At 29.3% G+C, this 22,614-nt stretch carries 26 protein-coding genes; 2 read left to right on the top strand and 24 right to left on the bottom strand.

The features are described from left to right. Window positions 1-6: 6 nt before the first annotated feature. The 21 genes from ABDZ69_RS00485 to ABDZ69_RS00385 all read right to left on the bottom strand — a co-directional run bounded on the left by ABDZ69_RS00485 (window position 7) and on the right by ABDZ69_RS00385 (window position 15,320). Entirely contained in the window at window positions 7-606 is a 600-nt protein-coding gene (locus tag ABDZ69_RS00485) for a nitroreductase family protein (RefSeq protein WP_343765293.1), read from the bottom strand. A 53-nt stretch (window positions 607-659) separates the two neighbouring features. Further along, entirely contained in the window at window positions 660-1,121 is a 462-nt protein-coding gene (locus ABDZ69_RS00480; protein ID WP_343765292.1) for a metallophosphoesterase family protein, read from the bottom strand. A gap of 35 nt (window positions 1,122-1,156) precedes the next feature. After that, window positions 1,157-1,564, bottom strand: coding sequence for a C-GCAxxG-C-C family protein (locus ABDZ69_RS00475; protein WP_343765290.1), 408 nt, complete (start codon window positions 1,562-1,564; stop codon window positions 1,157-1,159). 150 nt (window positions 1,565-1,714) lie between these two features. Further along, a complete protein-coding gene (locus tag ABDZ69_RS00470) occupies window positions 1,715-2,083 on the bottom strand; it encodes a NifB/NifX family molybdenum-iron cluster-binding protein (RefSeq protein ID WP_343765287.1) in 369 nt (122 codons plus the stop codon). 23 nt (window positions 2,084-2,106) lie between these two features. After that, window positions 2,107-2,463 carry an ArsR/SmtB family transcription factor gene (locus tag ABDZ69_RS00465; protein WP_343765284.1) on the bottom strand — a complete coding sequence of 119 codons (357 nt, stop codon included), beginning with the start codon at window positions 2,461-2,463 and terminating at the stop codon, window positions 2,107-2,109. A 96-nt stretch (window positions 2,464-2,559) separates the two neighbouring features. After that, on the bottom strand, window positions 2,560-3,012 hold the full coding sequence (gene def / locus ABDZ69_RS00460) for a peptide deformylase (RefSeq protein WP_343765281.1): 453 nt from the start codon (window positions 3,010-3,012) through the stop codon (window positions 2,560-2,562). Continuing rightward, window positions 3,013-3,249 (bottom strand): helix-turn-helix transcriptional regulator, encoded by a 237-nt coding sequence (locus ABDZ69_RS00455; protein WP_343765278.1) that lies wholly within the window; start codon window positions 3,247-3,249, stop codon window positions 3,013-3,015. 227 nt (window positions 3,250-3,476) lie between these two features. Then, complete coding sequence (locus tag ABDZ69_RS00450; RefSeq protein ID WP_343765276.1) at window positions 3,477-4,694, bottom strand: NRAMP family divalent metal transporter; 1,218 nt, start codon at window positions 4,692-4,694, stop codon at window positions 3,477-3,479. Between the two features lie 12 nt (window positions 4,695-4,706). Further along, complete coding sequence (locus ABDZ69_RS00445; protein ID WP_343765274.1) at window positions 4,707-5,975, bottom strand: beta/alpha barrel domain-containing protein; 1,269 nt, start codon at window positions 5,973-5,975, stop codon at window positions 4,707-4,709. 22 nt (window positions 5,976-5,997) lie between these two features. After that, window positions 5,998-6,966 (bottom strand): dihydrodipicolinate synthase family protein, encoded by a 969-nt coding sequence (locus ABDZ69_RS00440; RefSeq protein ID WP_343765272.1) that lies wholly within the window; start codon window positions 6,964-6,966, stop codon window positions 5,998-6,000. Between the two features lie 139 nt (window positions 6,967-7,105). Beyond that, a complete protein-coding gene (locus ABDZ69_RS00435) occupies window positions 7,106-8,425 on the bottom strand; it encodes a DUF3924 family protein (RefSeq protein WP_343765270.1) in 1,320 nt (439 codons plus the stop codon). Window positions 8,426-8,493: 68 nt separating this feature from the next. Continuing rightward, window positions 8,494-9,672 carry an o-succinylbenzoate synthase gene (gene menC, locus ABDZ69_RS00430; RefSeq protein ID WP_343765268.1) on the bottom strand — a complete coding sequence of 393 codons (1,179 nt, stop codon included), beginning with the start codon at window positions 9,670-9,672 and terminating at the stop codon, window positions 8,494-8,496. Window positions 9,673-10,038: 366 nt separating this feature from the next. Continuing rightward, on the bottom strand, window positions 10,039-10,338 hold the full coding sequence (locus ABDZ69_RS00425) for a ribosomal protein L7/L12 (protein WP_343765265.1): 300 nt from the start codon (window positions 10,336-10,338) through the stop codon (window positions 10,039-10,041). A gap of 26 nt (window positions 10,339-10,364) precedes the next feature. Continuing rightward, window positions 10,365-11,027 carry an NHL repeat-containing protein gene (locus tag ABDZ69_RS00420; protein ID WP_343765262.1) on the bottom strand — a complete coding sequence of 221 codons (663 nt, stop codon included), beginning with the start codon at window positions 11,025-11,027 and terminating at the stop codon, window positions 10,365-10,367. Between the two features lie 75 nt (window positions 11,028-11,102). Then, window positions 11,103-11,453 carry a hypothetical protein gene (locus tag ABDZ69_RS00415; RefSeq protein ID WP_343765259.1) on the bottom strand — a complete coding sequence of 117 codons (351 nt, stop codon included), beginning with the start codon at window positions 11,451-11,453 and terminating at the stop codon, window positions 11,103-11,105. A gap of 72 nt (window positions 11,454-11,525) precedes the next feature. Beyond that, window positions 11,526-12,101 carry a GNAT family N-acetyltransferase gene (locus ABDZ69_RS00410; protein WP_343765257.1) on the bottom strand — a complete coding sequence of 192 codons (576 nt, stop codon included), beginning with the start codon at window positions 12,099-12,101 and terminating at the stop codon, window positions 11,526-11,528. Window positions 12,102-12,155: 54 nt separating this feature from the next. Further along, entirely contained in the window at window positions 12,156-12,353 is a 198-nt protein-coding gene (locus ABDZ69_RS00405; protein WP_343765255.1) for a hypothetical protein, read from the bottom strand. A 29-nt stretch (window positions 12,354-12,382) separates the two neighbouring features. Beyond that, window positions 12,383-12,778 carry an HIT family protein gene (locus ABDZ69_RS00400; RefSeq protein WP_343765253.1) on the bottom strand — a complete coding sequence of 132 codons (396 nt, stop codon included), beginning with the start codon at window positions 12,776-12,778 and terminating at the stop codon, window positions 12,383-12,385. Window positions 12,779-12,876: 98 nt separating this feature from the next. Further along, window positions 12,877-13,197: a hypothetical protein gene (locus ABDZ69_RS00395; protein ID WP_343765251.1), complete on the bottom strand. Its 321-nt coding sequence runs from the start codon at window positions 13,195-13,197 to the stop codon at window positions 12,877-12,879. A 173-nt stretch (window positions 13,198-13,370) separates the two neighbouring features. Further along, complete coding sequence (locus ABDZ69_RS00390; protein WP_343765249.1) at window positions 13,371-14,012, bottom strand: helix-turn-helix domain-containing protein; 642 nt, start codon at window positions 14,010-14,012, stop codon at window positions 13,371-13,373. 522 nt (window positions 14,013-14,534) lie between these two features. Then, on the bottom strand, window positions 14,535-15,320 hold the full coding sequence (locus ABDZ69_RS00385; protein WP_343765247.1) for an isocitrate lyase/PEP mutase family protein: 786 nt from the start codon (window positions 15,318-15,320) through the stop codon (window positions 14,535-14,537). Between the two features lie 107 nt (window positions 15,321-15,427). Between ABDZ69_RS00385 and ABDZ69_RS00380 the strand changes: the two genes are divergently transcribed. Together ABDZ69_RS00380 and ABDZ69_RS00375 are read left to right on the top strand one after the other, a co-directional pair. Further along, complete coding sequence (locus tag ABDZ69_RS00380; RefSeq protein WP_343765245.1) at window positions 15,428-16,120, top strand: ArsR/SmtB family transcription factor; 693 nt, start codon at window positions 15,428-15,430, stop codon at window positions 16,118-16,120. 531 nt (window positions 16,121-16,651) lie between these two features. Further along, window positions 16,652-17,512 (top strand): DNA adenine methylase, encoded by an 861-nt coding sequence (locus ABDZ69_RS00375; RefSeq protein ID WP_343765243.1) that lies wholly within the window; start codon window positions 16,652-16,654, stop codon window positions 17,510-17,512. A gap of 43 nt (window positions 17,513-17,555) precedes the next feature. Here ABDZ69_RS00375 and ABDZ69_RS00370 read toward each other — a convergent pair whose 3' ends face one another. The 3 genes from ABDZ69_RS00370 to ABDZ69_RS00360 form a co-directional block, all read right to left on the bottom strand. Then, window positions 17,556-19,211, bottom strand: a complete 1,656-nt coding sequence (locus ABDZ69_RS00370; protein ID WP_343765241.1) for an AAA family ATPase — start codon at window positions 19,209-19,211, stop codon at window positions 17,556-17,558. A 98-nt stretch (window positions 19,212-19,309) separates the two neighbouring features. Next, entirely contained in the window at window positions 19,310-20,686 is a 1,377-nt protein-coding gene (locus tag ABDZ69_RS00365; protein ID WP_343765238.1) for a hypothetical protein, read from the bottom strand. Window positions 20,687-20,688: 2 nt separating this feature from the next. Continuing rightward, window positions 20,689-22,608, bottom strand: coding sequence for an ATP-binding protein (locus tag ABDZ69_RS00360; RefSeq protein ID WP_343765235.1), 1,920 nt, complete (start codon window positions 22,606-22,608; stop codon window positions 20,689-20,691). Window positions 22,609-22,614 lie beyond the last annotated feature (6 nt).

The following is a 22,614-nucleotide window of genomic DNA, read 5'->3' as shown; positions in this document are numbered from 1 at the left end:
CTTTGTTTACCTATATATCTTAAAGCGCTCTTCTAAAGGCAAAAACTTTTTTTCTCCCGGTGCCGCTGTTGGTTTCCCAAAAGGCATTTGAGCAATTAGTTTCCATTGCTGTGGAATATTCCACTGACTTTTAACTTCCTCATCAATAAGTGGATTATAATGTTGCAGTGAAGCCCCAAGTCCCTCTGCTTCTAGTGAAGTCCATATAGCATATTGTAACATACCATTAGCCTGCTGGGACCAAACTGGAAAATTATCTTTATAAAGAGGAAATTGTTCTTGCAGTGATTGCACTACGCTGTCATCATCAAAAAACAAAACCGTTCCATATCCATCACTAAATGAATTAATTTTTTTCTCCGTAGAGTCAAATTTTCCTTCTGGAACTACCTTTCTTAAAGTCTCTTTTGTTATATCCCATAATTTATCATGATTTTCACCAAATAAAAGAACAACTCTTGAACTTTGAGAATTAAATGCTGATGGAGTATGCTTTACAGCAGCTTCTATCACTTCCTCAATTCTCTCTTCTGAAACTACTTTTTCCTTGCTAATTCCGTATATACTTCTTCTTTCTCTCATAGCAGTATATAAATCTTTAACCATGCCACTAAACCTCCCTTTGAAAAGTATTCCTATATACAAATTATATCCTATATTTATAAATATATAAACTCTACTCCGCATTCTTCTCCATCAAAGCTCAATATAGCCATACTGATGGGTAAGTGAAATCTCTTTGGTCCTGCTCCACCAGGATTTATGTATAATACATTTTCTTTTTCAACTTCATAAGCTTTATGAGAATGACCAAAAACAACTATATCAATACCTGCAGCTTCAGGATCGATATCTAAAGTATTAATGTCGTGAATAACATAAATATACTTTCCTTGAAATTCCACTATATCTGAAAAAGGCAACAGCTCTTTTAGTTTACCCTTATCACAATTTCCTCGAACCGCCACTACAGGACAAATCTTATTTAATTCTACCAAAACCTCTTCCTTGTCAATATCACCTGCGTGTATTATCAATTGTACATTTTTTAATGCTTCAATAAATTCTTCTCTTAATAATCCATGCGTATCTGAAATAACACCTATTTTCTTTATGCTCATTCACTTCACCTGCCATCATAGTTGTATATTATATTTTAAAAGTGAAAATCATTCTCCAATATTTCAACTGCATCTCTTACAGCTTTAACACAAATACACTTCTTACCATTTATTTCCCCTTCATTACACTCAAGTAATTCTCTACATATAATTGAAGAGTTTCTCTTCTTAAATTCTTCACTAAATTTATTTATAATATCTTTTACTTCCTGTTTTTTATCATCATTTACTTCACTACTACCATATTTAAGTCCTATAGCCATTATTGCTCCCGTTACAGCTCCGCAAACTTCTCCTTGTCCCATTCCACCGCCAAAGCCACTTGAGATTTTTAATACTAATTCTTTATCAAATTTTAAATCCTCATGGAACACAGCTATAACGCTCTGACAACAATTAAATCCTTCATTGAATAATGAAATTGCTCTTTCTAACTTGTTCATTATAATCCTCCTTATTACAATATTATATGCCTTATTCGTTTTTTATCTAATATGTCTTATTATAGTTTATTTTTATTTCTATAACCATAAAAAAATCATGGATAAGTAAATTAAAAAATTTTACTTATTCCATGATTTTCATTCTAATAATTAATGACTGCAGCCATGATTACTACAGCTATGATTTGAAGAAAACTCTTCCAATTTATTTCCTTTTAAAAGCTCTATGTTTTTAGCTACAGTTTCATTTTCAACTCTATATACCTTTATCCCTTGATTATTTAATTTCGTCAAAGCTCCTGCTCCTATACCACCTACTAAAATAGCATCTACATTTTCTCCACCAATTGCTTTAAGCGGTTGGCACATTCCATGGGCATGATGTAAATCTTCATTTTCAATGACTTTTATTTCTCCCTTTTCTAAATCGTAAATTAGAAAAAATGGCGCTGAACCAAAATGATTAAATGCAACACTATCTAATCCTTTATTTTCTTTCACTGGAATACATATCTTCATATAAATTCTCCCTTTCGTCTATATTAAATATTTTTTTGGCAACATTTATTGACTTTACAATTTACTTTGCAATCACTAGGAATATGTTCTCCTAAATTACAATTTAATAAAATTTCCTTATCTTTAACTTTATTTATAAAGTCTATAACTTCTACAAATACTGATTCTTGTACTTTATAATGTACATGGTACCCAACCTTTTCTCCAGAAACAATACCTACTTCTCTAAGAATTTTTAAATGCTGAGAAACTGCTGCTTCTGAAATATTGAGATGCTTAGCTATTCCTTTAGCACAAATTTTTTTCCTTGAAAGTATAATAAGTATTTTTAATCTATTCTCATCCCCTAGAGCTTTAAATATTTGAACTACGTAATCCATAAGTACTCTCCCTGCATTTTAATTAAGTATTTGCTTAATTAAATAATAAACCTCTTAATCAAATTTGTCAACAAAACTATTAAATATTTTTATATCTTACTTTATATATTCAGTAACTAAATCAGTAAAAAGAATGCCTTCTAAATGGTCTATTTCATGACATAAGCATTTTGCTAACTCTCCTGTGCCTGTCACTATAATTTCCTCTCCATTTTCATTTAATGCTTGTACTATTACCTTTATAGGTCTTTCTAGCTTCCCCCATATATTAGGAATACTTAAACAGCCCTCTACAACTTCTTGCTTGCCTTCCTGTTTAATTATCTTTGGATTAACTAGTTTTATAAGTCCTTGCCCCATGTCAATTACAACCAATCGCTTTAGTATACCTACCTGTGGTGCTGCTAGTCCTCCACCATTCTCTGTATTATACATAGTATCCGCCATATCATTTAATATTTGCCTTATTTTATCGTCTACTACTTCAACTACTTTGCTCTTTTTTCTTAATATTTCATCATCAAAAAATCTGATTTGCCTTAATGCCATTTAAACCACACCTCTGCTTCGCTGAGCTCTTGATTTTCTTTCACTTTCTTCAAAAATAAAAATATCTTCTATGGAACTATGGAATACCTTAGAAATATCATAAGCCAGCCATATAGATGGTTCAAACTTTTCCGTTTCAATAGCATTAATTGCTTGTCTTGACACCCCTACAAGTTCTCCTAATTGCTCTTGAGTTAATCCAAGAGATTCACGAAATTCTTTTATTCTATTTTTCACTAATAACCACCTCCGTAATGTTAACCTTACATTGCAAATATAGCAACATCTTATTGTAATGTCAAGCTTACATTCTAAATTAATTTAGCTATAAGGGATATTACTTTCGCTGATGGCACTAATAAAATCTGCGATAATTACGTACCTATTATTTTGAATAAAACAATCCACATTGCGGATAATTTTTTATCAACAATGTGGATTGTTTAATCTTATAAATTACAATATTACTTTAAAAAAGACATCAATTGTCTATATGATAAATATAGTAACCAAACTATAGATAATACAGAAACTATGTTAATGAACATTTTATTTTTATATTCTTTCATTAAATCTTTATTGTTTGAAAGAAGAAGCATTACTGTGGAAATTAACGGCACTCCAAATATAGTAGTTCCTTGAGCTAAAATAAGTAACTGTATTGGGTTTTTACCAAATAATATTGATGCAAGAGTACCTAAAATCATAACACCAGAGGCAAATATTTTTGACCATTTGCTATCTAATTCCTTGCCTAGTCCAAGACCATCAGCTAAAAAAGTTCCTCCTATCATAGCATTTACTATAAAGGATGAGAAAGCAGCAGACCATAGCCCAAATAAGAACATCCATTTTGCCAATGGTCCAAGTAGAGGTTCAAGTTGCATAGCCATATCCACTGCGCTTTTAACAGTTATTCCAGCAGGTTTTAAAACTGTAGCAGATGTAATCATTATAACCATACTGATTAACCCTAAGATTACTATACCTATTGTGGAACTCTTTAATCCATCAGACAAATCATTTTTAGTCCATCCTTTTGAACGCACTATATAAGTTTGAAAAGCCGCTGCTGCAACACTAAATGTAGTAGCTGAAATAGAAACTACAAGTCCAAAGGCCTCGGGTTTACTGGGTATAAACCCTTTTACAAGTTCAACTCCATTGGGTCTTATCATAAATAAATTTCCGAAGAAAGTAACTATCATAATAAAAACCATTACTGTCATAAGTTTTTCTAGCATATTGTATATACTGCTGGATGACCATAAGAACACCATAGCTATTATAGTAAATATAGAAGCCCATATGCCTACGGAACCACCAAACATAGCACTAAAAGCCAATCCAACTCCTATATTATTTCCAGTTTGAAACCCTGTAGTAATCAAGAATCCACTAACACCTATTAATATAGCAACTATTCGTCCATACTTTTCTGTTACAGTTCCAAGAAATGAATCCTTGGACATTATACCTATAGTTGAACCCATTCTAGTAAAAACAATCATCATAAATCCAGCTAGAGCAACTGCCCAAAGTAAAGAATACCCCATTGTAGCTCCAGCCTGACTGCTAGCAGTTATACTTCCAGGTCCCATAACTACAGCTGCGGTAATAAGCCCTGGTCCTATAAGTGAAATTATAGATTTAAGAAAACTCTTTGATTCTTTTGATTCCATGATACTACCCCCTTAATTTAAATCTGTTTTTAATGCTTTAATATCCATATTATTCTTAAGTTCACCTAGATCTAAAAACTTAAAAACTTCCCTATCACTAATACCCAATCTCTTCTTTATGTATATCATAGAAGCTACCAATCCATTGCTAGGATTAAAAATCAATTCATGTAAAGCCTTCTTAGTTCTTCTGCCTTCTTTAAGATTATAATTATGAGAAGGTATCTGAAAGTAAGTATGAAGTTGTCCACAAGTAGCCCCTCGCAGAGCATATTCTATCATCATTTTTCCAGAGCATATGTTTCCAGTGGCACTTATAGGAATACTTGCATGTCTCTCTTGTATAAATTTATCTAATACTCTCAAATTTCTATCACTTAAATCGTACCCTCCATAGGCTACTCCTTTTTTACCCTCAAAAATTCTATCAGCATCAAAAAGTCTATTAAAGCAAGTAATTACGTCTACACTATTAAAATGTTTATCATTTAACGTATTTAAAAGTTCCACTTGAAACTCATCTTGAAAGGGTGGATTGTGTAATTTTATTCCAAGAAGACTATCCTTATTAGGCATATGCTTTCTAATTAATTTTGGAACTTCATTAACCCATCTGATTATTTCTTCTTCCTTAACAGGTAATGCGGATAGAGTAGCACTAAAATCCTGTTCTAATGCAAATGGTATATTATGATATTTTGCTGTTTCTTCCCAAACTTCTATAAGCTTTTCTGTAGTATATCTGTACTCAGATTCTTTAAATTCTTCTTGTCCCATAGGCAAATGATATTGAACTGATGGAATAACAGGCATTTCATATTTTTTATATATTTCGTAGGAGTCTTTAAGTAATTTAGTATACTCTAAAAAACTCTTGTCCCAACCTCTGCCTTTCCAAGTGACAGTATATCCCGTTTCTCCCTTTTTACTAGTTATCTCTTCTATCAACATCTTAGGAGCATTTACTTTCCATTCCTCCATAGACGAATTTTCATTTTCATCCTGTGATATTACTGTCTTTAAGATTACAAATCCTAGTCCATCTTCTGCATCAGCTTTAACCTGATTTATACTACAAGAAAGTTGCCCTGAGGCCTTTCCAAAAGGATTTTTTATTTTTAAATTTCCATATTTAGCTGCTATATCTAGTTTATATTTTTCTATAATATAATCTTCCAATGAGTTTTCTTCATAATTTAAATTATTATAATCACTAATTAGCATTTCTTTTATGTCAGACGGAAGGTTTAAGTTATCTTCTAATAAATACATATCCTTCAATTAACATCACCTCTTAATGAAATTACATATCTCCTAACTTTTCAATACATTCATCTATCAAAGCCTTCTCTTCAACACTTATTCCTGGACCGTAAGGATCATTTACTGCCTCCATACTAATAATGTTTTTTCTAGCTAATATATAGAGTACTCTTTCAATATACCCTTCCATTGGCTTATAAAAAGTGTTTTCTGCTAAATTATCCACAGCAGCAGATAATTCAATAAATTTTTCATACTCTCCTTCATAGTAAGCTTGCATCATTTCATATTGAAGTTTTGTATATATTGATCCAAGTCCTACTAATGCACCTTTTGCTCCTCTAGAAACTGTATATCCAAACATCCTATCTTCCCCTGTAATTAAATAGGTCTCAGGACTATCCTTTAAGATAAGATTACTAATATCCTGATAAGTCATAACAGAATCTAATGTAGCCATTTTTATGCCAATAACATTTTTAATTTTAAACAATTCTTTTAACACTTCTTTAGAATAAGTTATTCCTCCTGCTTCCTCATATAGGAAAAATAGAATCATGGGAACTCCTAATTGTGCTATTTTTTTATGGTATTTAATTATTTTTTCGTCCTGGTCTTCTCTTCCTCTAAATAATGTAGGTGCATATGGTAGAAGCATATCTGCTCCTAATTCTTTAGCATGGAGTGCCATGAAATATGCCTTATCCATATATTCTTCATCACTAATTTTGTCGTTAGCTAATGCACCTACGCCACATAGTATCATTTTTTCCCTACTAAGTCCTTCTCTATAGCTTCTAAAAATATATTCTCTTTGTTCCTTACTAATAAAAAGTCCTCTTCCTGTATGTGCCCAAAGAGCAACTGCACTTATGGGTTGATTGTTCATCCATGCTACATAACTTTCTTGGGAAAATGTGTTTATAGAGCCATCTTTATTAAAGGGAATTGGTACTGCTGGTATTATGCTTTTATTAATTTTTCCCTGCACTTTAGTAAAGTCGAACATTTTAACTCCTCCTTTTAAGACATTTCTTTATTATGTCTTTAATTTTATATTAGATATTAATAAAGAACATTTATTAGAAATATGTTTTTAATTCTCTATTTACTTTAGAATTAGCAAATAGAGAATTTTATGTATTTAATTATAAAAGTTTGTCTTTTGAAAAATCTATTTTATACACATGTCTAGGACGTCCTCTTCCTACAGGTTGCTCTATACCTATATCTTCTGCCGCTCCTGCCATTACAAGCTTATTCATTATTCTATTGGCAGAGCGTAATGTAATATTTAACCCTTTCTGTATGTCACTTGGGGTTATACAATCAGTTTGAAGTTTAGATATAAGATTTTGTATAAGGCTAATATTGGCAATACTTATTCCTGTCTTATTCATCCACCCTATTAAGGTTTCATCGTTACTTTTTAAAATATATTCCATTCTTCCATCGGCACCTATAGGACCATATACTACTTTATCTTGATTTATTACATAAGCACCAAATTCACTTTCTCCTTTGGATAAGCTTAAAGCAGCTCTAGCGTTTTCTTCTGCCTCAAGTGCACTAACTCCCATACCTATCCCCATGTTTATAGACATTGAAAACTTTTCTTTTATTTCATGTATCATAGGTATATTTTCATAGGAATTTGTATACTCTTGAAAGATACCCTTCGTTATTAGTACAATGAACTCATTTTCATCAGCAGATGAAAAAACAGAAGCTTTATATATTCTGCTATAATTTAAAAGTTCTTGATGTAACGATAATTTTTTTTCTCTCATATCTAAAGATGATGGTTTAGTAGTATTCAAACTATAATCTTTAATATCTATTATGATAAGTATGATTTGATTATTTTGAGCTACGTAAGTTTCACGTGCAGATTCAATAAGTTTAAAAGTCTCATTCATAGCAAAGGATGTTGGAGTAATTTTAAAAGCAGGTATACCTTTCTTTATTAAGGCTAAATAAACTGAATTAATTGAGGTAACTGCAGCTTCTGTTCTCCCACTTTTATACAATTTCAAGTGAAAATCAATATATTGATCCCTTGAATAATCATCCAATTCTCTATCATTAACGCACAATCCTTCGTAAGGTATGTCTATTTCTTTAAATACTTCTTCTATCTCAGATTTATTAAGTGTATCTATGCTTATGTTTGATATATTTATATTGTTATCCATCTTTATTTTAAGCAAAACTGTATATAGTGCTGAACCTAATATTGGATAATAGAAAAGCTGTTTTGATGTTACATTATTTGTTGTAGCATGATAATAAGGTAAAAATCCAGTAAATAAAAATGAATCTACTTCATTTTCCCATTCTCTTACCTTAGATATGGTGTCACTCTCATTTTCATATGGAATTTCAACTACATCTATAGATTTATATTTATTGCTTATCTCAACACTTTTAGCAACAAGATCTTCTGGCCCTATTATTCCGAGTCTCATATAAATACCTCCATTAAAATAACAATCTTACGCTATTTATAATAGCATAGATTATATGATACTTATACTTAAACATAGATTTCATATAAAAGCGATCCATACTTCTTGTAATTTTCTATATTTATTTCTCCTATACCAATTTCTTCTTTTAATTCTATCCTTCCATTGCTATCCATAATTAATTCCTTAATATCTTTTCCTTTTCCATACCATCTACTGCTAGGCTCTATACAAGCAGGATACTTAAATCCTTCAAAAGTAGATAATGCTAATATGCTTGCACCACCAATACCACTTTCAGGCATAGTTCCACCCCAAACTTCTACTCCATACTTTGATGCTAAGCTGTATATTTTTAATGCTTCATATAGTCCACCAACTCTTTGTATTTTTATATTCCATATACTAGGAAAGTTGAGTTCAATAATCTGTTTAGCAACCCTTTCAGACTTTAATGATTCATCAAAACATATGGGAGTATTTATATATTTGCTGAGACTGTGGTGTTCTAATATATCATCATGATGGAGAGGTTGTTCAATAAAATTGCAATTATATAAATCCATTTTCTTCAAAACCTCTCTATGTTCTTCAAAATCAAAAGATGCATTAGCATCCGGCCATAAAATAAAGTCATCCCCTACTATTTTTCTTGTTAACTCAATAGGTTTTATGTCCCAACCTGGCCTAATTTTTATCTTTACACGTTTGTAACCTTCTTCTAAGTATTTTTCTACCCAATTTTCAAGAGTAACATAATTATTATCGTCAGGTATACCTATAGATACTCCAGAGTAAATATAATCTTTATTTTTTAAATAATCTTCCTTAGTTCCCATTTCTCTTAATTTATATTCTATGAGCTTTTTTAAAGAAATATTATTCTTTTTAGCAACCAGATCCCAGTATGCAGTCTCTACCCCTGCTTTAGCAAAATTATTACCTCTTATACCATTATTAATCTCTTCATTAAATTCTTTTATAGTTTCAAACTTTTTCCCTAATATTTTCGGAATAATCCATTCAGTAAGCATAGACTTAGCAGACGAAATAGTCTCTGAAGAGTAAAAAGGTGCCTCAAAGGGTGCTGATTCACCATATGCCACTAAACCCTGAGATAGAAGTTCAATTATAAGAGACTTTCTACTATGGCTTATTCCACCGCTTATCTGAAAAGGTATGGCATATAGAATATTTACTTCTACTATTCTTATACCTTCTATGTATAAACTTTCATCAATTTTCAATTTAATCACCTCTATAACACTTATAATAAGACATGTCTTTATATGGTCTTTATTTATATAATAATCTTATATCATTTTCCATAACTTTTCAATACTATTCTGAAAATTTTTTAATTTTAAAAATAAAAATCCACATTGTCTATAAATAATAATGAACAATGTGGATTTTTTATAAAAAATTATACACCCATATATCTTGCTAACTATGCCCTAACAAACAAACCCAATGCAGTCAATACTTATTATTAAATGCTAATAATCATTACTTACTCTATAACCCCTTTCCCTATATAGACAAACAATCCTTGAAAGGAATTCAGTGCTTACTGCGCTCCGTCCAAGGATTATGTAAGGCATTAAATGCACCTATTTAAGTTCCTGTTCCATTAAAGAATCAACATATTCTTTGGCTTCTTTTAAGCCAACGCCAGTAACCATTCTATATCTTTTAATTGCTTTGATCCTTTTGCCCTCTGAAATAAGGTTTTTTAATTCAATATCTGTAGTCTCTTTAACTGTATTAGGCACTCCAATTTGTTCAGCAATCTTATCTAAGGTTATATTCATGCGTGTAATATCATTTCGCAATTGGCTAACATTGCTCGATATACCTATCATTAATGCTACTAGTCCCATTATAATAGCCCAAATAGCTGTATCGTTCATATTTTATTTCTCCTTTGTTCAATTAATTAATCTAAAATATAAATTCCTGATTGTAACCTAACAATTTCTTTTCCATTAATCTGATAATATTCCCACGTAGGCTCATTGAATTTAAGATATTCTGTTACCTCATTTGTATTCAAATCTATTATGCAAATCCTACAATTTCCCATGTCACACACATACAAACTGTCTCCATATGCTATTGCAAACTCTGGGAAATTAAAAGGTCCATTTATTATTTCTCCTATTGATTTTTCTTCTCTGAAAGTATTTAGGGAAAATTTTTTTATCATATTAACCGTAGGATATACACACCAAAGAAAGTCTTTCTGATATGCTATACTGTATATATTGTTATAGTCACCCGTTGATTCATTGATCCATACTAAATTACCATTTCTATCAAACTTATGAATATACGAGTCTATATATTCTGTAACAATAATTGAACCATCTTCTAATTTTACAGAACTTGGTCCCACCACATCATTTTTAAAATACTTCAATATATTCTTATAGCCTACGCCATATTTGCATCTAGAATAAGTATCCTCATCTATATTAACAATATTATCAAATAAACATTTAAAATAACCTATTTGCTCCCCTCCATTATTCATATCATAATATAAAAAACTATTATCTTCAGGAACTATTGACCAACCATATTTTGAAATTAATTTCATAATGAATTCCCTCCAAAAATTTTTTATCGACAACGTGGATTAATGTTAACAACCAATGTTTTATGCTTTGTTCATTTATAAATACGATTCAATTTTGAAATGTTTTTTGAGTTTATTCATTCTACTTAAATACTCTTTATAGGTAAAATAGTCCATTTCCTTCAAGTCATATAAAATCTTTGCATATCTTCTATATTCCTCATACTCTTCTTTTTTCACACCTTTTTTCTGATATAGTTTAATTACCTCTTCAAGTTCAGTAGAACTTAAAACCGATATATCTCGCAACTTAACTAAACCAAAATCTTGTTCATCTATAATGGTTTTTACTTGTTCATTCAATAATGGTTTAATTGCTAACGTAATAGCAAAATAAATAATAAAAAACAAAAGAACTGACAATAATAAAACTGACTCCATGTCCATTCTATTCACTCCTAATATTTAATTAAACTCATAGTAGTTAAGGTTTCTTATGTAACTCTTACCTTTACTATTCTATAAAACCTTTTCATACAGTTTGAACCAAACCAACTCTGGAATATTCAAGCCTAAATCAACAGTTCCTACATGTTTATATCCACACTTTTCATACAATGAGATTGCAGGTGTATTATGAATGGAAACATCTAACCGAATTGCTTTTATTTCTTGCTCTATACTATATTTTCTTGAAAAATCCATTAATTTTTTCCCAACACCATTGTTCATATACTTTGGATGAACAACAAGAGTATGTATTACAATAATATCTTTATAGTCTACTTCAATTCCCCAAGTTACTTGGCCGTATGCAATTTCAGGTTCGTGATTTAGTATTACAGAGCCTGCTATTTCATTATTTATTTTTAATACAAATAAATTATTATTTTGAATTCCATTAACAGCCGTTTCTCTAATTGGATAAACCCCCTTTAACCAACCTGGATAATTCGTACCTAATTCTAAATAGTCATTTAGATTATCATATAAAACTTCTAGCTCATCTATATCATTTCTTCTTCCCTTTTCTATTATATAATCATTACTATCTAATTTTTTCACTGCTTTATCAAATGTTTGAATTCTATTCATAGGTATGTTCCTTTCTATTCTTAATTACACATCGGCAAATAAGAAAAATATGTATTAACGCTTAATTAATGTTGTCATATCATTTTCCACTTCAAAAATTAAAAAATCACTATCTTCTTCAACACACTCTTTTTCATATGTAAATTCTTTATCAACTAGCATTTCAAAACAGTTTGTCTCCCCATTCAGTTCAAAAACTGGACATTGTTCAAATCTAACATCACCGATATAGATTGCTCTAATTTTCTTCATTAAATCCTCTCCTTTTAATACGCAATATCTTACTTTTCACCTATATTTCTTTTATTATTTGGTTGTTTAAGCCAATACCTAATACCTTTTCCTGATAATGGTTCATCTTTATATCTAGGAATTACATGAAGATGTGCATGAAATATTTCCTGACCACCTACATTTCCAACATTCCATCCAACATTATATCCTTGAGGTTTATACTTACTATCTAGAAATCTCTTAACTTCATGTAATAGCTCAAATGTTGCAATCCATTCATCTTCAGTTAAATCAAAAACAGTTTCTCGATGATGTTTAGGAACTATTACTCCTGAACCAATTAATACTTCTTGTGGCTTCTGTAAAAATATACAATATCTATTACTAATAACTACCTTCTGCTCCAAATCATTTTCTATTGAACAAAATATACAATTCTTCACTCAAAGCCTCTCCTTAACAAATTCTTATTATGCTATTTTATATGAGATTAAACTAACTTTAAAATTATGATTAACGCAATCTTAAATAAGAATAAGGATCATATTCCGTAATGAATTAAAAATTTATTTTCCCTCATTGCTTCAGATATCATATTTATCAACAATTCAAGTTCTTGTGATTTATACTGATTATTTGCACTTGTAATAATATCACTAAATTTTTGAAGATACTTTGGCAGAATAAGAGTTACCCCACAATAATTAAGACCCCACCCTGAGTCATTTGTGCTGTGAGCATAAGTTTCCATGTTTTTGAAGTCCTCCAAATAGTTATGAATTATTTCCTCAATAAAATCATCATTAATGAAAATGCAGTTATATTCTTCAGGCTCATAGTAAACATAATCTACATTATACATAATTTCATCCCTTATTCTGAATCCATGAGTAGTCAGATTACCATCTCCCAGCAATATAAAATTATGTAGACCTTTCTTACAAAGATGCATAGTTAATAGTTGCTTCAGTAAATTAGAATATTGTTCATCAAATCTACTCTACAAATTGGAATTTATATATTTCTATCAAAAGGCTATTTTATTTTTTCTTTCAACAGGTAATGCTCTTCAATAGATAATGTAAAAAACATTGATACTCCCATGTAGATACTCAACACAATACACTCTAATACAAGAGTGTTGTAAGGACGATGATAGAAGCTCATCAATATTGTTATTAAAAACCTGATTGGAAAATATAATCCTAACCAAGTGGATATTTTATAGAAACGCTTACGAAATAAAGCAGTCGTTTTATTCACTTCACTTGTTCCTTTCTGGTAGGCATATTCAAAGCCACCAATAAGGGCTATAAATGGGATAAAGCTCAATAATCCAAAGAAAACATTTTGCAAAATGTAAGTAGTCATGAATTGCATCAATAAAATCATAATCTCAAGAATTACTAAGTATATCAAAATCTGTTTGATGTTATCCTCTTTTATCTCTTTAATTTTTGGTAAATCATTATCACTCTTGTAATCATCATTTAACAAATAATCAGTAGTGACACCAAACAGCTTGCTGATTTGTAAAATGTTTGTTGTATCTGGCAATGCTGAACCCATTTCCCAACGTGAGATAGCCTGCCTGGATACATTCAGTTTTTCTGACAGTTCCTCTTGTGACATTCCATTGGACTTTCTGAGTTCAACTATCTTATCTGATAACTTCATATGAAATCCTCCCTTGATCTTGTGACTTTATTGTACTATAAAGCCTTTTTAAAGGCTACCACATCAACTTTACATTTTCGCAACATGACTTTACATCTTGATATTTATGGCTCTTTATCACATAAATAAAATTAGCTTTCTAGTTTTCATACACTCAGCAAATTCCTATTTATTTATATGGTATCAAAAGTGTTGTTACTTCGCATTATTCTACGACTACGACGAAGTTTAATTAAATTGTGAATTAACTACTATTTAAATAGTTCACTTTTAATATCTTCAATTCACTTATAAACTAAAATTAAAGATATTACTAAAAAATTCATTATTCCGCATTACCTCTTCTTTGGTTATTATGTAATATTCAGTAAATAATTCTTAATCTATTATATCATTTAATATAATTAATATCTAAGTATGTGTACCACTTTTAGGTCAATCTTTCCTCCCTTTGTGAAAACAAAACAGAGAGAATACCCGACCAAACGCCTTGCTTTCTCTCTGTTCTTCATTAATCATTTTTTATTTACCTGCCTTTACATAGTTCGAAATAGCATTATAAGAAATAACTTCTTCTGTAACTGTTTTAAAATTTTGATGATTTAATATATCGTCGCAAGTATTTTCTAAATTAGAAACAGTTGCTCTATATTGTGCTGAACCTAAGCTTAATACTTCCACTCCTATATTAGATAACTCATCTAATGAAGGTGTTTTTTCTGTCACTAAAATATTTAATGGACAAGGTAAATCTTTCTTTAATTTTAAAATCAATTCATAAGCTGAAACACCTGGAATAAATATATTATCTGCCCCTGCTTCATAATATAAAATAGATCGATTTAATGCTTCTTTATAATCATTGATTCCTAGCCAATAAACATCTGTTCTACCATTTATGATAAATGGCATATTTTGCTGATTAACATACTTTCTTATTGCTTTAATTTTTTCTACTTGAAATTCAACACTGTGTAATGGTTGCTCTAATTTATTACTTCCATCTTCAATATTAATTCCTGCTGCTCCAAATGAAATAAGTGTTTTCACTATTTCTAATACTTTCTCAACAGAATCACCATAACCTGATTCAATATCAACAATAACAGGAATTTCTACAGCATTTATAATATTTTTCACCGTCTCTAACATATCATCTACAGGAATTTTCTCTCCATCTTCATACCCACGGGATAATGCAATACCTGCACTAGTTGTAGCAATATATCCAAATCCTTTTCGCTCAAAAATTCTAGCACTCATTGCATCCCAAGCATATGGTAAAACTATTGTACTCTGATTTTTCATCCTTCCTCCTCCTCTACTAACTCTATAAAAACTATTATATATTCTAAATATATCTATGGTTATTGATATATTGACATATTATAATAAACTCACAAGGAGGGATACTTATGTCATCAGGAGTACCAGATATTATCAAAGCAGCAAAAATTTTAGCAGATCAATCTAGGGTAGATATATTAACAGTTCTAATGGACGGTAGATTTCATACAGTAAATGAAATTTCTAAATATGCTAAAGTAAAACCTAATACTACTTCATATCATTTGGCTAAATTTTTAGAGTTAGATTGGGTAGAATCAAATAAAACTGGTCGATTTAAATATTATCGATTAAAGAAAAAAGAAATAGCAACCATTATAGAAAGCTTTATGTCTATTTCTCCTGGAAAAGAAATTAAATCTTTTAATCAAAATAGTGAAATGAAAAAATTAAAACAATCCAGAACCTGTTACGACCATATTGCTGGTGAACTAGGTGTACAAATTTTTAGCTTCTTAATAGAGAAAAAATATATACTAGATGGAAATTCAGAATTAACTTTAACATTAGAAGGGGAAAGTTTTTTTAATGACTTAGGTGTTGATATCAATAGTTTAAAATGTAAAAAAAGAAACTTTTGTACCTCTTGTATAGATTGGAGCGAAAGACAGTATCACTTATCTGGAAGTTTAGGAAATGCCTTATACCTACTTTTTCTAGAAAAAGAATGGATTTGCCAAAATCCTAATTCAAGATCACTAACCATAACCAGTGAAGGTCAAAAAAACTTAAATATTATTTTTTGTATGGCCAAGGAATGAATTCATTTTTTCTGTTTTTTAAATGACTTCTTTCTATTTGAACGAGTTTATTTGCAAAAAACAATCCACATTGCTGATTATTTTTTATCAACAATGTGGACAAAATTATGTAGGTTTGTAAAAAAGTTTGATCAAAATAATATTTATAAATCTGATTATTAGGTAAATTAAGCATCCTAAATTTTGAAAAAAGTTTGTTCAAAATCACTATTTTTATTCAGTTGAACCCTACTGTTTTTGTAAAAAAGTTTAATCATTTTTAATCGTATACAAGATAGTTTTAGACAATCTTCAAAGTTTTAGAAAATATGTTATTGTTGAGGGCAGAGGATTAATGCACTTGATAAATAATTTTAAATAGTGTATTAAATCTCAATTTACCTATGGCCAATCACTTTTTTATATGTTAAAATTAGGTGAGCCACCTTTTGCTATCAGAGTGTTCCTGCTTAAATCTTGCCAAATAAAAATGTTATATAATACATTTATTTTATATTAAATTTTGAATACAAAATTGGAAGAAGGTGTAATATGGCAAAAAGTTATTCTCCTCTCAGATATCCAGGAGGCAAAGGAAAATTCTACAAGTATATAATTCCGATATTTGATAGGAATAATGTAAAAAATGCAATTTATATTGAACCTTTTGCTGGTGGTGCTGGCTTAGCTTGTGAATTGCTTATTAAGAAAAAAGTAAGCAGATTAGTATTAAATGATTATGATAGATCAATATATGCCTTTTGGTACTCAATCTTAAACTACACAGATGAATTTTGCAATAAAATTCTTAGTGTAGATGTAACTATGCATGAACGCGAAAGGCAAAAAGCTATACAACTTAATAAGAATACAGCTAGTCTATTAGACCTAGGCTTTTCAACTTTCTTTCTTAATAGGACTAATAGATCTGGCATAATTAAAGGAGGTCCTATAAGTGGCACTAATTATCCACTCGATTGCCGTTTCAATAAAGAATCGTTGGTAACCCTTATTAAAACTATAGCCTCTGAAAAAGAAAAAATTGAAGTAAGCAATCTTGATGCTGTTGATTTAATAAAAGAATTAAAAGATAAAAATAATAAGGACGATTACTTTATCTTTCTTGATCCACCATATTATAATAAAGGCAAAGACCTTTATGTTAACTTTTATAAACATGAAGACCATATTAATTTATCAGAAACAATTATGGATAATTTAAAAGATTATAAATGGATTCTTACATATGATTATTGTCCACAAATTAAAAGTATATATATGGAACACAAAGAATCTGCCTATAAAAATTTCAAGAAAAAAAGCTATACTCTTTCTTATACTGCTGGCAAAGCTCGTAAAGGAATTGAACTATTGTATTATAATAAATTAATCGTACCTAATATAAAATATTAGGTACGATTAATTTATTATATAAAAAACATTTAGTTAATTAGATTTAACTTTCAAATTCTATAATATAATCTAACTCTAACTTTTCTGCCATTACGTTATATGTCCTGATAAATTCATTAATAAACTCTTTAGCTAAATTGCTATTAAGTCTGTACCAAAATTCAAATAATATTTCTTCTTGATTTAATATATCGACCATATATTTAAACCAATTTTTATATTCATTGGAGTCATAAGCATCCTCAGTCCAATCTCTAAAACACACATCATATCCAATACTAATTCCATTTAACTCTTCTTCAAATTTATTATAATTTTCATAATCTTTCAATAAACTAAACAATCCTTTTTCTACATCTACAGGTAAGAACAATATATTTTTTGCTGAATCATTTATATATTTAACTGCATTTTTAGCATCTCGTTTTTCTTTAACATCGTAATCCAATAGAATAATACTATTTAAAAATTCAGGTACTTTTTTTTGATGCAATTGAATGTAGTTACACCATCCCAAATTAACGTCAATAATATTAATATAATTTTCATAGTTAATATTTAGGAATTTCTTAAGCAAAAATAAAAGCAAACTTTTAGCTCTTTTATCTTCTAAATATACGTTTATACTTTGACGAACCACGCGTGGTTCTAGATTAATTTCATTTAAAATTTCATTTAAAGAATTAGCACTAATTATATTTTCACCTTTTATCATTCTTTTACCATCTCCAGAATACTTTGGTGTTAAGTATATTATGGTATTATTATATGATATTAGTTCAGTATTAATGCTATTCTTTAAATTTTTTAATTCCTCTCTCTGGTACCTATTTACTTCCTTTAGGATTAGTGGAGAATGAGTTGTAAAAACAACTTGAATTTTATATTCATTTGATACCTTCAATAGGAAATTTATTAATTTTTTTTGAGAATAACCAAATAATGTTGCATCAATTTCATCAATTAATAATATTCCACCTTTATACTCCTTATACTTCTCCTTAAGCTTTTTAAAGGATAAAATAGCTAAAATAATTCTACCAACATTACTTTCTCCCGCAGAGTTAGTAAAAATATCATGTGAATCATCATTTACTCCTACAAATATTTTAGAATTTGAGGACTTTTCCATGTGTACACTTGATTTACTATTATTTCTTATTACAAGAATTTCATTATAATATTTTAAAAACAATTTTGTTTCTTCTTCGGTTAAATTTATATTTACCTTACTCGTCTTTCCACTTTCTCCAATCGGGAATAATCTACTTAGACTTAAGTAATATACTGGTAACTGAATATACCCCGAACCTTTAGCCTTACTTTTAGCATTCCAAAATCTAATTCCATTGGGATTCTTCTTAGTTGCTCTTGGTATGCTTATCATTTTTATTTGATTATCAGGGTAGTATCCTTTGTTATGTAATTTTAATGTCCATATATGCTCCCCTTTACGGTCGTGTAATTCAGAAGTTTTAAACTTTTCATTAAATTGTGATTTAAAATTATATCCATCTAATGTTTTACATCCGTACATAGCATGACCCATAGAAATAGTAAAAGGTTGTCCTATAATGCCTAATAAAGTAGTTTTTAATGTTGCATTTCTACCTGCAATAGCTGTTAAGTTTTTACCTAATTTAAGTGTGAGATTTTCTATTGACCTAAATTTTTCAATTTCAATACTTTCAATAATCAACTCTATTACCCCTATCTAAATATGACATCTGTATTGTAATTTTAAAAATAATATCTCCATATTAATTTTACTTCTAGCAAAAGGTTATTTAGAAACTATTATTGTATATTTTGCTTAGCAAATATTTCTATTATCTTATTACCTGGATTTAAACTAATAGCTGCATACTTATGTGATAATGCAACTGGTAATATTGCATCCTCATAAATATCAATACTAATATTATTTACTAACTTAAATATAACTGGAAGTGTGCCATATTGATTTTTATCAAAGACAATTTCCCCAAAATCATTAGACTTATTATCTATAGGATACAACATAGTTATAACAAATTTCTTTTTATCTATTGAATAGAATAAAAAATCTTGGCCAAATAATACTTCTTGTCCAAAGAACTTATTATTTTCTGGAGCTTTCTGAATATACTTAAAACGGTAACTATCATCTACTAGCAAAAAACTATTAGGCTCAATGTTAAGTTTTCTTTCAATTAAAGAAAAATGATCTTTCAGTTTACCCGTTTTAGATATTCCAAAATAGATAAGTTGCTCACCTACTCTCTTTGAAACATTATGTAGATATTTTAATATGTTCTTATGAATTTTTGCAGGTTCTCCATAAATAGCTAATGGACCATCTATTATAAATGCAATCTTTGATAGTAACGCAAATGACTTATATTTCATTAGAGTATCTATAACATTTAAGGCAATAAGATGTTCTGTTATTTGAGAAAACCTTGATAATAAATTACTATGACCAAATTCAAGATCAACTGCTTCATGCAAACGCAAATGGTCTGACAAATACATAGTTTTTCCACATAGAGGGCATACAAACGGTTCTATACCAATTTCTTTTAAATTAAATATTAGCCTTTCTTTATTTTCACTATTCACATTAGACTCACATTTGCTATTTGTACATTTAAGTTTGATACTTCCATCTATTTCTACAATTAGATTATATAAAGTTTGCAGTAATGATATTGAATTAAAAGGCTTACTATTACAAAAAAAATCATAAATTTCTTTTCTGATTGATTGCAGAGTATCCATTCCTTCATCATTAATTGTAACTAAATTAAACGTAGGACATATGAAAGTAAGAATTTGAGAATTATATATATCATTAAACTTTTGAGGGTTTATAAATCCATTACTATATATTTCTGATTTTTTGCTCAAATCTATAATATTTGAACTAAAATTTACAATTCCAATCTTCGCTGATGGAATGTTCTCATCTAACGGAATCTCTGTAAACGAACTATCTACTGTAAATATGAAATCAATTGTTTTATTACTTTCCCTCTCATTTTTGTTAAATTTGGACTTTATATCCTGTAATGTATCTGAATTGTTACTAACATCATATGTTATTTTGAAATTACTTAATTTTTCTTTCAACAGCTTATTATTAATTATTTTTTCATGTGAAAATTTGTTTGCCTTTTCATTTTTAAATGGCACTTTTATTCACCACTTTCATACAACTTAATTTGAACTGGTAAAACAAAGTTTTGTGACAATGTTTTAACTCTTGAAAAACCGACATCTTTTGACATGAGTATAGAGTTTTTAAAATCAGAAAAATCATAAAACTTTGACAAAGTCCGTATTTCATCCTCATTATTTAAATGTGTAACAAACCAATTTTCAGTATTTGATAATATGTTTTTATTTATTGATGATGGTTCTTGAGTTGAATAAACCAGTCCTATTTTATATTTTGCTCCCTCTTTAGCTATCCTTGGCCATATCTCTTTTAAATCCATTTCCTTTCCTATAAGGTTATGAGCTTCCTCGATATAAAATATCACAAAGTCAGGAGTAATTCCTTTAGTATAAGCTAGCATATTGTTTTGAAAAATCTTTCTTGCAATACTTTCGCTTATAAGGTTACGCATATTCTCATCTCCGATAGATAAGTCCAGAATAATAGTTTCTCCATTCTTAACAAGTTGCAAAATTTTATTTACATAGTTTTCTGAATTATCACAATGGTATCTATTGGGTTGAACTTTTTTTATGTGTCCATATCCTAAAAATTGGCCACCGTTTGAGTTTTTACAAACTGCTATATTTATTAAATTCTCAAAATCATCTTTGTATACTAATGATGAAGAAGTTTTTACTGTTTTCCTATTGTCATGCAGGGCATTAAGAATTTCTTCAAAAGTATCAAATGATATTTCTTTGCCTTCTGTATCATCCTTTGAGATTTGTGATAATATACTTTTACTAAAAGGATTTCTAATAGTTTTTTTCTTCGAACTTCCCAAAACCTTATATAATATAAACATATAAGTAGCTCTTATCCATTTGGCACGTGTAGCCATTGAAAAATCAGTATTATCTATATTCTCTGGTAAATACGACGTTATATCCATATTTATAAATGTCTGCATATCAGTTGAACTTGATGTATTATTTGTTTTTAATAGGTTAACAATAAATTCATGTGCAAGACCTAACTCATTAAAAAAATCAAACTGCAATGTTTGTATATGCTCATTTTGATCTATATTAGAATTTAGGGAAAATACATATGAACCTACGATATCCGTAGCGATAGCCCCTTTATCATCAATGTTAGGATTAGCATATTCTCCATTTATATCGTATATTATCTGAGAAATTCTTTTATTATTCTTTTTTGCAGTCTCACTTATTGCCTTTAAAAGAGTTTTTACTGTATTTGACTTACCTGTTCGAGTCATTCCAAACATAGCAGTTCTTCTTGCAATAAAATCATCTGGATCTACAAAAACCTTAGCCTTCTTATCGGCATTTTGTAATCTATTACTAGACGTAAATCTTATCTCTCCTATCTCTTTTGGAGTAGACTCAATTTTATTTATATTAGCCTTCTTAGAACGATAATTAATAATCCTTTCTAAACTGCTACTTGAAGGCTTATATACTTTTAATATTTGCGTGCCATAATAATTTTCTATATCTGCACCAAATGTTAAATTTCCATCACCATTTTTAAAGAATGTTCCCAACACTCGACATTCCAAACCAGAGTACTGCATTTCATTTTGTGAAAATTCATCATAGCTTAATTCGGTGTTAGATTGCAAATTTTTAAATTTGTCAATTTTCGCTTCTAGCCAAACATCACTACTTGGCAAATCATATTCTGAGGTTACTCGTAATAAAATTATTTCTTCATCTATTTCTTTAGTATTTACAAGATTATTTATATCAATTGAAGTTGCAATTAAGAAACTATTATGAGGAATTCCTTTTGCATTCCTTTTCCAAAAATCATTAGTTAAAATGGTCATTTTTGAATAATTTAGATTTATTGAGTACCCTATCATATTTGAATCTATTAGCAATGAAAAAAGTTCATCCTGCTTTAAAATGTTATTAAAATTACCCATATTTAA

This window comes from Clostridium malenominatum, assembly GCF_039521365.1.
Lineage (GTDB): Bacteria > Bacillota > Clostridia > Clostridiales > Clostridiaceae > Clostridium_AW > Clostridium_AW malenominatum.
Note: the sequence above shows the minus strand (reverse complement) of the source record. Positions and strands in the feature narration are given on the sequence as shown.